The 14,819-nt window shown below is 43.1% G+C and carries 12 protein-coding genes; 11 read left to right on the top strand and 1 reads right to left on the bottom strand.

Features of this window, described 5'->3' with window-relative positions:
• Window positions 1-41 precede the first annotated feature (41 nt).
• The 9 genes from rpmH to V7K38_RS22885 all read left to right on the top strand — a co-directional run bounded on the left by rpmH (window position 42) and on the right by V7K38_RS22885 (window position 8,219).
• Window positions 42-176 (top strand): 50S ribosomal protein L34, encoded by a 135-nt coding sequence (gene rpmH, locus V7K38_RS22845; protein ID WP_012408291.1) that lies wholly within the window; start codon window positions 42-44, stop codon window positions 174-176.
• Between the two features lie 26 nt (window positions 177-202).
• The gene (gene rnpA / locus V7K38_RS22850; protein ID WP_334860925.1) at window positions 203-625 is read left to right on the top strand and encodes a ribonuclease P protein component; all 423 of its coding nucleotides are present in this window, start codon (window positions 203-205) and stop codon (window positions 623-625) included.
• On the top strand, window positions 612-1,004 hold the full coding sequence (locus V7K38_RS22855) for a PH domain-containing protein (RefSeq protein WP_334860927.1): 393 nt from the start codon (window positions 612-614) through the stop codon (window positions 1,002-1,004). Before rnpA ends, V7K38_RS22855 begins: the two co-directional genes overlap by 14 nt.
• A gap of 189 nt (window positions 1,005-1,193) precedes the next feature.
• Window positions 1,194-2,345, top strand: a complete 1,152-nt coding sequence (gene yidC / locus V7K38_RS22860; protein ID WP_334860929.1) for a membrane protein insertase YidC — start codon at window positions 1,194-1,196, stop codon at window positions 2,343-2,345.
• Window positions 2,342-2,884 (top strand): Jag family protein, encoded by a 543-nt coding sequence (locus V7K38_RS22865; protein WP_334860931.1) that lies wholly within the window; start codon window positions 2,342-2,344, stop codon window positions 2,882-2,884. Before yidC ends, V7K38_RS22865 begins: the two co-directional genes overlap by 4 nt.
• A gap of 140 nt (window positions 2,885-3,024) precedes the next feature.
• Window positions 3,025-3,546, top strand: a complete 522-nt coding sequence (locus V7K38_RS22870; protein WP_334860933.1) for a YceD family protein — start codon at window positions 3,025-3,027, stop codon at window positions 3,544-3,546.
• 837 nt (window positions 3,547-4,383) lie between these two features.
• Window positions 4,384-5,895, top strand: a complete 1,512-nt coding sequence (locus V7K38_RS22875) for an AAA family ATPase (RefSeq protein WP_334860935.1) — start codon at window positions 4,384-4,386, stop codon at window positions 5,893-5,895.
• 118 nt (window positions 5,896-6,013) lie between these two features.
• On the top strand, window positions 6,014-6,553 hold the full coding sequence (locus tag V7K38_RS22880) for an SH3 domain-containing protein (RefSeq protein ID WP_334860937.1): 540 nt from the start codon (window positions 6,014-6,016) through the stop codon (window positions 6,551-6,553).
• A gap of 187 nt (window positions 6,554-6,740) precedes the next feature.
• Entirely contained in the window at window positions 6,741-8,219 is a 1,479-nt protein-coding gene (locus V7K38_RS22885) for a peptidoglycan-binding protein (RefSeq protein WP_334860939.1), read from the top strand.
• Here the strand turns inward: V7K38_RS22885 and V7K38_RS22890 are convergent.
• Complete coding sequence (locus V7K38_RS22890; RefSeq protein ID WP_334860941.1) at window positions 8,216-11,242, bottom strand: SMC family ATPase; 3,027 nt, start codon at window positions 11,240-11,242, stop codon at window positions 8,216-8,218. The genes V7K38_RS22885 and V7K38_RS22890 overlap by 4 nt on opposite strands.
• A gap of 735 nt (window positions 11,243-11,977) precedes the next feature.
• Between V7K38_RS22890 and V7K38_RS22895 the strand changes: the two genes are divergently transcribed.
• A complete protein-coding gene (locus tag V7K38_RS22895) occupies window positions 11,978-12,409 on the top strand; it encodes a hypothetical protein (RefSeq protein ID WP_334860943.1) in 432 nt (143 codons plus the stop codon).
• 41 nt (window positions 12,410-12,450) lie between these two features.
• Entirely contained in the window at window positions 12,451-14,718 is a 2,268-nt protein-coding gene (locus V7K38_RS22900; protein WP_334860945.1) for a tetratricopeptide repeat protein, read from the top strand.
• Window positions 14,719-14,819 lie beyond the last annotated feature (101 nt).

Below are 14,819 nucleotides of genomic sequence, written 5' to 3' on the forward strand. Positions count from 1 at the left end.
GATTGTGAGTTTTTATAAAAATCACCTAAGAGGAGAACAGTATGAAAAGAACACTAGGCGGTACTAGCCGTAAGAGAAAAAGAACCTCTGGTTTTCGCGCCAGAATGCGGACACCAGATGGCAGAAACGTCATTAGAGCTAGGAGAAAAAAGGGTCGTCACCGTTTGAGCGTTTAGGGCATATTTAAGCTAAAAGAGTATCTGTGGCTTTGCCTAAAGCAAATCGGCTAAAATCCCGCAAGGATTTCCAGGCAGTTTTTCGGGAAGGAATTCGGCGAAATGGCTCTTATTTAACCTTAAGAGCCTTAAAACCTTTATATTCAAGAAAACCTTCTTTGGACACTGCCACCCAGACTACACAATCAATTGACTTAAGAACTCTTGCCAGTACGCGGATTGGTATTTCCATAAGTACAAAAGTTAGTAAAAGGGCAGTGGTTCGTAACCGAATCAAGCGGCAAATTACTTCTGCTTTATATAATTTACTGCCCAAATTATCACCAGGATGGCGGTTAGTGTTCATTGTCAAACCCACAGCAGCAGAATCTAAGTGCGTAAGCCCACAATTTCTGCAAGAATTAGAGCAGTTGTTGGCACAAGCTGAGGTGTTCGATGGGAATTCGTGAAGATGTTTATTATGAAGGTGGCCCCCATCGTGGGGATTTAATTGTCAACCTGCTAATTGGGCTAACCATTGTCGGGATACCATTGACAGTTGGGGCAATTGTTAGAGCATTGTGGCTGCGTTTCCGCATCACCGATCGCCGAGTTACCGTGATTGGAGGTTGGCAGGGGCGCGATCGCACTGACATAATTTACTCAGAAATTGTTAAAGTCGTCACAATCCCCCGTGGCATTGGCTTGTGGGGAGATATGGTACTAACCCTAAAAAACGGCAGTCGTCTCGAATTGCGTGCAATTCCCAAATTCCGGGAAGTATATGACTACATTAACGAAAGAATTGCTGCGAAAAATCCCGAATATAGCGTCACTGCTAACAAGTGATGAGCAGGGGAAGCAGAGGGGCAGGAGGCAGGGAGCAGGGGAAGAAAAACGATTGGTTGATTGGTTATTTCCCAATGCCCAATGCCCATTTAAAATGTGCGGCTATCCGTAGCGAAGGGTAGTCGCGCATAATTTATGATTTAGATAAATTAGATTCAGTTTACAGTACCTCAGGTTGAATTCAGAATAATGGATTTTGGTATCGGCTTTCTCTCGAACAACGTGATGTTGCCAATCATAGATTTCTTCTATGGTATATTTCCGAGCTACGGATTGGCGATCGTTGCTTTGACATTGATAGTCCGCTTCGCGCTCTATCCCCTGAGTGCTGGCTCAATTCGCAACATGCGGAAGATGCGAATTGTACAACCTCTGATGCAGAAGCGGATGGCAGAAATTAAAGAGCGCTACAAGGATGAACCGCAAAAGCAGCAAGAGGAAATGGTCAATGTTCAAAAAGAATTTGGCAACCCCTTAGCAGGCTGTTTTCCATTATTAGTACAAATGCCGGTCTTATTAGCGCTGTTTGCCACTTTGCGGGGTTCGCCTTTTGCAAGTGCAAACTACAGCGTTAACTTGCAAATCCTTCCCGCAGAACAAATCGAGCAAATTCAACCCCAAGCTTTTGCTACTGCTCCCCAAAATATTTATGTTGCTGATGGCGAACACGTTAAAGTAGCTGCAATCCTCCCCAGTGGTAGCAAACTGGCCGTTGGAGAACACACTAAAATTCAATATCAGACTGTTGAGGGCAAACCTTTTCAGGTACTTATAGCAGAACACCCAGAAAATAAGCTAGTTCCTGATTGGAAAATCACCAAAGGGGAAGAACGGATAAAAATTGATGCTGATGGCAATGTAGAAGCCTTGCAACCGGGAGAAGTTAGCATTCAAGGAACAATCCCCGGACTAGCAGCAGAAAAAGGCTTTTTATTCATTGATGCTTTGGGCAGGGTTGGCGCACAAGATCCAGATGGTACAATCCACTGGGATATTGTCGCCATGATCGTCTTCTTTGGAATCAGCCTTTATGTTAGCCAAATGCTATCGGGGCAAAATTCCAGTGGTGGCAATCCGCAGCAGGATACAGTTAACAAAATCACTCCAGTCATCTTTTCTGGAATGTTTTTGTTCTTCCCCCTACCAGCCGGGGTACTGATGTATATGGTGATTGGTAATATTTTTCAAACTGCACAAACTTATCTTCTTTCCCGCGAACCTCTACCAGAAGAACTACAAAAAATAGTAGAAACCCAGGAGAAAGAAGCAGTAGTCACCGAGCAAAAAGCATTGCCATTTGAACCGAAAAGTTCCAAGAAAAAGGCCACAGGCGGATCATGAGCAATATTTCGATGCAGCGAGGTCAGCAGTGGTTAAAAACCCTGCTGGAACTCACTGGAGTACCTGCTGAGATTCAGGGTCATTTAGAAACTACCCAATCTCAAGACAGCGATTCCCCAGAACCAGATAATTACTGGTTGACAATCGATCAAACTAATCTGACGACAGAACAAATCCAGGTATTAATTGGTACTGATGGTTCTGTGCTAGATGCGATTCAGTATCTAACTAATTCGGTTTTAAACCTGAGCCAACCCCCAGAGGAACAAGCTTCTTACACTATTGAATTGAATGGCTACCGGGTCAAAAGAGAAGCCGAAATTCGCGCATTAGCAGAAGCAGCAGCCGATGAAGTGCGCTTTTCTGGTAGAGAAGTGGAAATCAAATCGCTTAGTTCTGCTGAAAGGCGACAAATCCATACTTTCTTGAAGGAATTTGGAGATTTGGAAACCTTCAGTCGTGGCAAAGAGCCACATCGTCATCTGGTTGTGCAGCCAGTTTCTTTGGAAGAAGTTAGGGGTGAGGAGAGACGCGATTAATCGCGTCTGTACAAGGGTTAATTGAAAGCTCAATATAATTTCAAAATTTCTCTTGTTCCTAAAAGCTAAAATAAAGATGTAGTATCAGTATTATTGCTGATAATGACGATTAATTTTCGTGAGGATGTCTCACAAATCCTATGGACGCAATTTATATTCCGCAGCTAACCAAAGCCCCGGAGCGGACAGAGGAAGTTCAAGTTGAGGAATTTCTGCCTGGTCTGGAAACGTTAACACCAGTTCGCGGTCATGTGCGCGTGCAGCATCATGGCAGTTACCTGGAAGTATCCGCTCAGGCAGAAACAATTATTACTTGTACCTGCAACCGATGCTTACAGCAATACAATCGCCGCTTAGGGCTTGATACGAAAGAAATCATCTGGTTAGACGAAACTGCAAATCAAGTAAATGACTTGCCCCTCGAAAGGGAAGTAGTTATGGAAGAGTTGCTTGAAACCCTTCCACCGGATGGTTATTTTTCTCCCAACGAATGGCTGTATGAGCAGATGTGTTTAGCAGTACCTCAGCGTCAATTGTGCGCCCGCAATTGTCCAGGTATTCCTGTAAGTAGTACTGCTGAGAGTTCCGATACTTCTGAAACTCCAGTCGATAACCGTTGGGCTTCTCTGGAAGCTTTGAAAAAGCAACTTCCGGGGAAATAATTTGGTAATTCCGTCAGACTCAAGTCTGCGGCTATACGAACTAAGCCTGTCTACACAGGCTTATTGTTTTATATAGCAATCCTATTTATTTGAGTTGTGAGAATTGCAACCCATAGATCCCCTACTTCTCAAAGAAGTAGGGGATCTAGTTTCTGCGCGTTTAATCCAGGATTGCTATATTTTATTTAATAGTTATAATCCGATCCAATAGTAATATCTATAGGACTAATGTTTAATTTTTGAAAAAACTCTGTAAGAGGTTGTTTGAAAAGTCCTCTTGTCGGTATCAAAAAGTTCTAGATCCCCCTAAATCCACGCCACGTGCTTCAAGTCGGCAGAGCCGCCCAACGCAGTGGCTCCCCTTAAGAAGGGGGACTTTGATTCCGTTTCCCCCCTTTTTAAGGGGGGTTAGGGGGGATCGCTAAGTGCCTAAAATCACAGCGAAATACTTGTTCATTCAACCTCTAAAACTCGATAAAGCTGATTTCCTAATCCCTAACCTCTACTCCCTATCTAGACAAATGAGTTCATAAATCAAAGCAGATTTCTATATATTTGAAAAGATCAAAAACTGCTGTATTTGAGCAAACCTTAAAATATAAGTAAATCCGTAGCTCACTTCCTGATTTCCGGTAATTTGCTGAGGACAGCGTTTTTGGGCAGAGGTTAGGTTGAATAAGAGCAATAGTTGGTATCGAAATATGACTGAGCGCTAAAAGCGATCGCACCGATAACCCTATAAACTTGCAGAGCCTAGAATTATTGTTATTAGTTTTTAGTTGTTAGAAGCGATACAAACCTGAACAATGAGAGAAGAACTAATAACCACAGCAAAATATGAACTTCCGTGAAGAGTTTAAACTGCTGCTACGCGCCCGCTACCCGTTGATTTATATTCCCACTTATGAAGAGGAGCGGGTAGAAGCAGCTATCCGAGAAGAAGCAACCAATCAGGGTAATCGCCCAGTATATACTTGGGATTTTGTCGATGGCTACCAAGGAAACCCCAATGATGTGGGGTTTGGGCGACGTAACCCCCTACAAGCTTTAGAATTTATCGAAAAATTACCAGCTTCCGCGCCAGCTGTATTGATTCTCCGAGATTATCATCGCTTTTTAGATGATGTAGCGATCGCTCGCAAACTCCGCAATCTCTCCCGACTTCTAAAGTCGCAACCAAAAAATATTGTCCTACTATCACCACGCATCGCCATCCCGGACGATTTAACCGAAGTTTTGACAGTCGTCGAGTTTCCCTTACCCGCCGCCCCAGAAATTAAAACTGAGGTGGAACGCTTACTACAAAGTACTAGTAACTCCCTTTCTGGCAAAGTTTTAGATGATTTGGTGCGCTCTTGTCAAGGGCTTTCGATGGAACGGATTCGCCGGGTTTTAGCAAAGGCGATCGCAACCCACGGTGAATTGCAGCCAGAAGACGTGGATCTCGTTTTGGAAGAAAAGCGCCAAACTATCCGCCAAACCCAAATCTTGGACTTCTGCCCCGCCACTGAGCAAATTTCTGATATCGGCGGACTAGATAACTTAAAAGACTGGCTAATCCGTCGGGGAGGTTCGTTTACAGACAAGGCGCGACAGTACGGATTACCGCACCCCCGTGGTTTAATGTTGGTGGGTATTCAAGGAACTGGTAAATCGTTAACTGCAAAAGCGATCGCTCATCACTGGCATTTACCCTTGCTACGTCTGGATGTGGGCAGGTTATTTGGTGGTTTGGTGGGTGAATCAGAATCTCGGACTCGGCAAATGATCCAAGTAGCCGAAGCCCTCGCTCCCTGTATTTTGTGGATTGATGAAATAGATAAAGCCTTTGCCGGAATTGGTAGCAAAGGTGATGCGGGAACAGCCAGCCGGGTGTTTGGTACTTTTATTAACTGGCTAGCCGAAAAAAGCTCACCCGTGTTTGTCGTCGCTACCGCCAACGATATCCAAGCTTTACCGCCAGAAATGCTCCGCAAAGGGCGATTTGATGAAATTTTCTTTGTGGGATTGCCTACCCAAGAAGAGAGAAAAGCAATTTATGATGTGCATTTATCCCGATTGCGCCCCCATAACCTGAAAAGTTACGACATCGAAAGGTTAGCTTATGAAACGCCCGATTTTTCGGGAGCAGAGATTGAGCAAACTTTAATTGAAGCGATGCATATTGGATTTAGCCAAAACCGCGACTTCGCTACCGAAGATATTTTAGAAGCCGCGAGTCAGATTATCCCCTTAGCGCGAACTGCTGTAGAGCAAATTCAGCAACTCCAAGAATGGGCGGCGGCTGGGAGAGCGCGTTTAGCATCGAAACACAATCCTTTAAGCGATCGCCTCCGGCGCACTACGTGAACGCTTCAACAGTAGCTACAATAATCAGTTAGTTAATAATTGCTAGTTAATAGCCAATAGTTAATCATGAATTACTATTGACTATTGACTATTTACCACTGGCGATCGGGTTTTAACTATGTTGTCTGGCTTAACAAAATTTATACTTGGATTTTTCTTAGCGATCGCTGTGCTAATAGGTGGCGGCGCTGCAATTGGACTCTATTTTATGAATCGCACCGGCATACCCCCTGCCAAACCTGTTTATTCTAACGATAGTCCCTCGGTGAAAGCCCAAGCTCCAAAAGGAACTCAGCTTGGAGCAGCTAAACCTAGCCTTACACCTGGGACATCTACTAAATCTCCAACCCCCACTCCTACAGAATCGCCAAAGGCTACCCCATCACCAAAACCATTGCCATCGGGAGCTTACCGAGGACGTGTTAATTGGGCTGAAGGTTTGAGTTTGCGATCGCAACCAAATCAAGAAGCTGAAAAAATTGGTGGGGTTACTTTTAATCAGAAAATTATTATTTTGGAACAAAGCGAGGATAAGGCTTGGCAAAAGATCCGTTTGGAAGGTAGCGAAAAAGAAGGTTGGGTGAAAGCAGGTAATACTGAAAAAGTTGATGAACAACAGCCTGAAAAACCAAAAGATCCAGAAAAAATAGAGCAATAACAATTCCATAAATAAATTTTGTTGCTCTGAAACCGGGATGGCTCTTTTAATTGTTTCTCCTTTCAAAGAGCAGATCCCCTCCCACCTGCATCTTCTGGAAAATTACTTATAAAGAATCATACAAAAATCAAATATGACACAGAGAAACTAGTATAATCTTGTATGGTCATAACTTGAAAAAAAGCAAGTGAAAACAGGGGTAGATAGCTATTTAACCAAGCTGGCCTCAGTCTTTGAGGCATCTAAAAGCATCAAGGTTGTTCCTACCGTAGCTAATTTCAAATTTTTGAATTGGAAAAAGTTATCTAGCGGTGCAGCGATACGTCTTGTGTCTGCGACAATAATTACGGGGCTTCTGAGTATTGCTGGGCAAGCTTTAGCACTTCAAAAAATAGGAAGCAATGGGCCGGAAGTTACCAGTAACCAGAGGTGTTTAAAAAAGTTAGGCTACTTTAACGGCCCCGCAAGTGGGAAGTTTGCTAGTTTGACTCAAAATGCTGTAATCAAATTTCAGCAAGCTAATAGAATACCTGCTGATGGAGTTGTAGGTATTAATACGCAACAAACATTACAACGAGCATGTCAAAGTAGAACTACTGCTAGGAATACTAGAAGTGCATCGCGGCTAAGTAATCAATATGCTGTTCTTTCTCAAGGCAAAACTGGTGCAGCCGTGACAAGATTACAACAGCGTCTGCGACAGTTAGGCTACTTGAATACTAATCCAAATGGGAACTTTGGCCCAAAGACTAGAGAGGCTGTGATCAAATTCCAGCGAAATTATCGCATAACTGCTAACGGGATTGTAAATCAACAAACTTGGAATGCATTACTGGGTTCCTCTCCAAATCAAGCTAGATTCTCTAGATCGTCGAGTCTTTCTACTCAACAAGTGAGAGAACTACAAGTGCGTTTGCGGCAGTTAGGTTATTTTAATACAAATCCTACCGGGACTATTGGCCCAATAACTAAAAATGCTGTGATCAAATTCCAGCAAAATTATCGCCTACCTGCTGATGGCATTGCCGATGCTCAAGTTTTAGAGGCAGTACGTAGAGTCTCTACAGGCGGAACTGTTACTCAACAACCGAGCAGGGATTATCTAACTGTAGGCGATCGCGGAGATAATGTCGCATTAGTTCAAGAGCGTTTATTGCAGTTGAATTTCTCTAATACTAATCCTGATGGATTTTTCAGCAATTACACCAGAGAATCTGTAATTGCATTCCAGCAATCTTCTCGAATTAATGCTACTGGAAATGTAGATTGGCCAACTTGGCAAGCATTAGGGTTGAATAGCGTTGCTGGGGGTAATCCTGTTGAGGGTAATAATATATCACCTGAAACTCCCTATCTAGTACCTGTTAATACAGGCTATGCTACACCTGAGAATAATCGCTATGTATTACCTCCTGCCAATGGCTATGCCGTACCTGGAACTAATGGCAACACATTAGTTGCTAGTAATCCTTATAGAGTAATAATACCAATTTCCAGTAATGATACTCTGAGTAAAGTACAACAATATATACCCGATGCGGTAACAGAGCAATCCCATCTAGGGGATTATGTGAATGCTGGAGCATTTAGCGATCGCGCCCAAGCCGAAACCCTAACGAAAAAGCTCCGCTCATTAGGTCTGGATGCACGGGTAAAATACAATTAAATTGACAAACTCAACTGCGAACCTTCTTGAGTTTTATTCACCTCAATCCTGGCTTGGAAAGCTTCTTTGAGGTGGGGCATGTGGGTAACAGTCAGAATGCAAGCGAAATCGGAGGATATCGCATTAATCGCTGCAATCAAGCGATCGCACCCTTCGGCATCTTGTGTACCAAAACCTTCATCCACAATCAACAATTGCAACGCCGCCCCCGCCCGTTGTGCTAATAATTTTGCCAGTGCCAAACGGATGGCAAAGTTAATTCTAAAGGCTTCTCCACCAGAATAAGTTTCATAAGATCGTGTTCCTCTAGAATCGGCGATTAAAATATCTAGGGTGTCTATCAACTTGGCATTTTTCTTGGTTGATTTAGCACTGCGCCCAGCTTTTTGAGTAATAAATTGGACATGAAACTGATTTCCACTCAGCCGCGAAAGTAGTTGATTTGTCTCGGCTTCCAATTGTGGTAACACATTCTCAATCATCAGTGCTTGGATACCATTTTTACCAAAAGCTTGCGCTAATTCCTGATAAACACGATATTCCTGCTTGCAAGATTGGAGTTGCTGCTGCTGTTGTTCATACTGAATTTGCAGTGTTTCCAGTTGATGCGCCAACTGTTCTAAACGCCCCAACTTGGCTATCTGCTCATCGAGTTGCCGTCTGCGGATTGCTAACTGCTGTTCTAAAGTTTGAATTTGGGCAGATGGGTTAGCTGTTGCTTGTAATTGCTGGATAATACTTTCAATTTGTCCACCAAGTTTTTGCCGTTCCGTGACTCTAGCGCTTCTGGATTCTTCTAACTCTTGCAATCTCGTCTGGAGTTGGGGATACTGTTGCTGGGCTGATAGCAGTTGTTGATAGCGCAAATGCCAAGATTGAGCTTTCTTTACAGCTAGACGTAGATGATTGTGCTGCTCGGAACTGTAGCCGATTTCGGTAATGTGCCGCTCAAGAGCCGCGATTTGTTTAGCGCATTCAGAATCAGTCTGTTCCTGCTGGATTCTAAGTTGTAATTGAGCAATTTGGGATTGTAATTCTGGTTTTCGGACTAATAGTTGCGCTTGTCGCTTAGTTGCATCTTTAATCTGCCCTTGTTTGATTTCTGCCCATCGCCACCGCTCAACTTCACTCCGAGCGAGGGCGTGATCTTGTTCATTATAATTAGCTTGTTGCAGATATTGGTCTAGTTGCCGGAGTTCGGCTTGTTTATCGGCAGCATAATCACCTGCTTGGAGCGATCGCTCTAAGTGTTGTTTTTCAGCAGCAATTTGTTGTAACTGTTGTTGAACATCAGTTGTAGCTTCTAACTGGGCTGCCAACTGTCCTCGCTGTTCGCGTAAACCATCATAAATCGCCAATTGTTGGGAAATTTCTCGATATTCCTGCCTAAGTACCTGAATTTCTCTGTCAGACACAGCCATTTGTTCTCGCACTACCCAAAACTGTCCTTGAGTATCCTCTAACTCAGCCTGGGTTTTTTCGACTACTCGGCTCCAGTGATGTTGATCTAAAGGACATTCGCACAATGGACAAAGTGCTTCAGGATTTTGGAGCATTTGTAATTTTTGCTCTAATTCCCCGATTAGCTTTTCATAATCGCGTTGATGAGCTTGCAGACGTTCGATAAAGTGCCGCCTTTCATGCCCTTTTTCCTGCACTCGTTGCAGATAAACCCGCTTTTTCTCTAGTTCCTCAATCTGGATTGCTACATCCATCACCGCTTGTTGCAGTTGCGGTTGGCGGCGATGCTGGCGTTGCAATTGGTTCTCAGTACTTTGCAGTTGTTCCAGTCGCGCCACTAAGCCAGCATGAGTGCGATCGAGTTGGCTTTGTAAAGTTGCTCGTTGTTGCAACAACGGAGTCACTTGCATTTGCAACTGATCTAAACGAGCAACATGGTGACGGGCTGCGGTTAGTTGTGACAAAGCAGCTTCTACTTCACCTGATTTAGTTAGAGTTTGCTGAATATCTCGCTCTTGTTGCTGTAAAGCTTCGATTTGGGCTTGAGCTTGTTGCAGTTGCCGTTCAATTTCGTGAATTTGTTTGGTAAGCTGTTGTTGCTTTTGTTGGCGAGTCTGCCCAGCGCGGGTGTATTCTTCAAATTTGACAGCAAAGGCTTCTTCTTGAGATTGGAGACTTTGATATTGGGCGTATCCAGCTTTAATTTCAGCTTCTTGATGTAATATTTTTTCTAAATCTGAGAGTTGAAAGCCAATAGCTGATTGTTCTTGTTGGAGGCGATCGCAATCTTGGGTAAGATTTTGGTATTGCTGCTTTATAAAAGTGAGTTGTTGTTCCCAATTTTGGCGCTGGTGTTGAACAACTTGCAAACTTTGTAATTGAATATTATCAAAAGCTTGCACCTGTTGCAGTTGATTGAGTTCGGCTTCTAACTCGACTCTTTGCGCTTGGGTTGTCTCGCGTTGTTGCAACTGAATTTTAATCGACTCCAAAGAACGCTCTAACTCTAACGCCTGAGCTTTGAACTGACGAGAAGATTCCTTTGCCCGTTCTTCCAAATCATCATACTGATTGAGTTTCAACAACTCCGCCAAAATTTCTTTGCGTTCCGTGGGGCGTTTGAGCATGAACTCATCTGCACGGCCTTGACGTAAGTAAGCAGAATTAATAAAAGTATCATAATCGAGCTTGATGTGTTCTAAAATCAAATCTTGAGTAGCTCTTACCCCTTTGCCAGTGAGTGAGCGAAACCCAGATGGTATTTCTATTTGAAATTCGAGGACACTAGTACCTGCCCGAATTCGGGTACGAATCACCCGATATTTTTGCTGGTTACTTTGAAAAGTAAAATCAACCCGAACTTCTTTTGCACCAGAATAGATGACATCATCTTCAGCAGTGGCGCGGCTTTCACCCCAAATTGCCCAAGTGATTGCTTCCAAAAGTGAAGATTTACCCGCACCATTGGAACCACAAATACAAGCCGTATGCAAACCACGAAAATCTAAGGTTGCATCACGGTAACTAAGAAAGTTTTTGAGAACAAGTTGTACTGGGATCATTCAGGCTATAGCGCCACATCTACTTTTAATAATTAACAGTACAGATGCACTGTTTGTTAGTTTAGCTATCTAGTTATCAGGTTTCTAGTCTTGAAGACATCAATTTTACAAAAATTAACAATAGAATAAGCAAATTTCTCTTGTTGCATGAAAAATTTTTGCTGTCTTTGGAGAAAAATGAAACATCTCAAATTCTCACGAATGATTTAGGACTACTATATAAGCAACAGATACCTCGAAGTCATGTTGAAGTACTTAAAAGTCGTGTTGAGGTACTCCGAAGTCATGTTGAAGTACTTGAAAGTCGTGTTGAAGTACTCCGAAGTCGTGTTGAGGTACTTGAAAGTCGTGTTGAGCTACTCCGAAGTCGTGTTGAAGTACTTGAAAATCGTGTTGGAGTACTTGAAAGTCGTGTTGGAGTACTTGAAAGTCGTGTTGAGGTACTTGAAAGTCGTGTTGGAGTCGCTACAAATCTTCTTAACTGAGCAGTATTGAGATGATTGGGCTAAATTTCGCGTCAAGGTAAAAAAATCAAGGTGATAAGGAATAAGAATTAAATAACATACAGTTTATGTCTCTGGCTTACCTCACCCTCAATCCCTCTCCTTATAAAGGAGAGGGAAGCTAGAGCAAGATAAAGCTTTACATTTTATTTAATCCACCTTCCTAAGGGAAAAAGCGTTAATTTACTCAGTAAAAATAAATGTACATTTCTGAGATAGCCATCATAAACCAATGGATATAGCTCTAATCGTTAAATTTCTCGCTCCCTGTCTGCCATATCTGTTGAATATGGGTAATAAAGCCGTAGAAGGTGCATCACAGAAAGTAGGTGAGGATGTTTGGAATAAAGCCAAAGCGGTTTGGGCAAAATTACATCCCAAAGTAGAGGCTAACCCAGACGCAAAAAAAGCAGCCGAAGCAGCAACCAAAAATCCAGGGGATGAAGATTACCAAGCAGCATTCCGGGCGCAATTAAAAAATATTTTAAACTCTGATACAGCATTGGCACAAGAGATAGCCAAGATTTGGGAAGAAACAAAATCTGCTGATAGTTCTGTTAGTCTCGATGCTCAATCTTACGATGAAAGTATACAGATAAATACAGCAGGTAACGTTAATAATCCAAATTATGACTTGACTAGGAATATCAACAGCCCAAAGTAACCACCAATATTACTATTCTTGGTGCTGCACAGCAAGAAATATTGGAGTTGCTAGAACGCAGCACCAAAGTAGAATCGCTGCGGGTTCTCAAAGCCGGGAATCCCGGTAAAAGTTTGGCTTACTGGCAAGGAAGAACAGCAGAAATTGCCCAAATACAGCAATGGTTAACTGATGAAAATACCTTTTTAATCGGTATAGAAGGCATCGGCGGCACAGGTAAATCGATGCTGGCTACAAAAATTTATGATGAAATTGCCGATTTTCCCAAGCGATTTTGGGCTGATGTCAGTTATGGGGCAAGTTTTAGCGATTTAGCAAGGAAAGTATTAACAGAGTTTGGCTTTCCCGTTCCAGAACAAGAAGCGCAGTTAGTAGAGGCGCTGGTTAGATGTTTACGTTCTGGGCAATTTTTACTGATTATAGACAACCTGGAGAGTTTATTACAACCTGATAGACAGTGGGGAAGTCTATTTTACGGCGACTTTTTCCAAGCATGGGTGGAACATGGCAGTAATAGTAAGGTGCTAGTCACCACCAGGGAAAGACCAGAATTAAAAGGCTTTGAGTGGCTATCCCTGAAAGGTTTGCAAGTAGATGAAGGGGTAGCACTGTTAACTGCATTAGGCATTCGCGGAGATTTAACGCAGTTTGTGGAATTAGTAGATGGGCATCCCCTACTGTTGAAATTGGTTGCAGATTTATTAACGGAAGAATATTCACAAGACCCGAATTTAAGCAGATTAGCAGATTTAGGCTTAGGAAATTTGCGGCAGTTGTTGACAGATTCTCAAGTGGTAGGTATCCATCGCCGGGAAAATGTGGGGATGGTGTTGGTGTTGGATGCCAGTTTTAATCGTTTGAATGAGTTACAAAAGGCTTTATTGCTGAATATTAGTGTTTATCGTGGTGCTGTTGAAAGTACAGCAGCTGTGGCAGTGTTGCCGGGAAGTTCAAAAACAGAGATTGAGGGAGAATTGAGGAATCTGGTTAAGCGTTCTTTGCTATTAGAAAAACTCAATGGTAAGAGGCGGTTTGAGTTTCAGCCAGTGGTGTTGGAGTATGTGCGGTATCAGGCTGGAAATCAGACTGAAGTGCATCAACGAGCTATCAATTACTATCTTTTAAATGTTAAACAACAACCTTGGCGGACTAAAGAAGATATCAAAGAATATTTAGAAGTTTTTCATCATTGGTATCAACTAGAAAATTATGACACGGCATTCGATGTATTAAATTTTTGCGATAATTTTTTAACCTTGCGGGGCTATTACACCGATCAAGTTGACTTATGGGGACAGTTGATAGCAGCTTGGGACAAAATTGATGAGCGAGAAAACTGGAATTATCGGGCTACTCTCAATAATTTAGGCACTGCTTACTACTCACTGGGACAGTACCAACGGGCGATTGAGTTCTCCCAGCAGTCTTTGGAAATCAAAAGGGATATAGGCGATCGCTATGGCGAAGGTACTTCCTTGGGCAATTTGGGCAATGGTTACCGTTCCCTGGGACAGTACCAACGGGCGATTGAGTTCTTCCAGCAGTCTTTGGAAATATCTAGGGAGATAGGCGATCGCAATGGCGAAGGTAATTCCTTAATCAATTTGGGCAGTACTTACGACTCCCTGGGACAGTACCAAGGGGCGATTGAGTTCTTCCAGCAGTCTTTGGAAATCAAAAGGGACATAGGCGATCGCAATGGCGAAGGTGCTTCCTTAATCGGTTTGGGCAATGCTTACGACTCCCTGGGACAGTACCAATGGGCGATTGAGTTCTTCCAGCAGTCTTTGGAAATCAGAAGGGAAATAGGCGATCGCAATGGCGAAGGTAATTCCTTAAACAATTTGGGCAATGCTTACTACTCGCTGGGACAGTACCAACGGGCGATTGAGTTCTTCCAGCAGTCTTTAGAAATCAGAAGGGAAATAGGCGATCGCAACGGCGAAAGTGCTTCCTTAATCGGTTTGGGCAATGCTTACTACTTGCTGGGACAGTACCAAGGGGCGATTGAGTTCCACCAGCAGTCTTTGGAAATCAAAAGGGACATAGGCGATCGCAATGGCGAAGCGATCGCATGGTTTAATTTAGGTCTGTCATTAAAAAACGTCAACCGAGAATCAGATGCGCTGGGTGCTTATCGCAATGCCCGTGAACTTTGTCAGGCGATGGGACTTGATGCTAAAGTGCAAGATTGCAACAACGCAATTGAGCGTCTTTCTCAACCAAAAACGCTTATAGTTCCTCGCCGTGCATTTTGGGCGTGGTTGCGTCGGTTGTGGCGTTGGGTACGCGCTTGGTTTCGGCGGTGATTTTGTCTTAGGTAGATAAGAGACTTTATAGAGTGCAATATTATAGCGAATCTCTTAAAAGTCAAGCGATACGTGCAAAGTGCGATCGCTACACCCAACCC

The sequence above is a fragment of the Nostoc sp. genome, from assembly GCF_036917465.1.
GTDB lineage: Bacteria > Cyanobacteriota > Cyanobacteriia > Cyanobacteriales > Nostocaceae > Nostoc.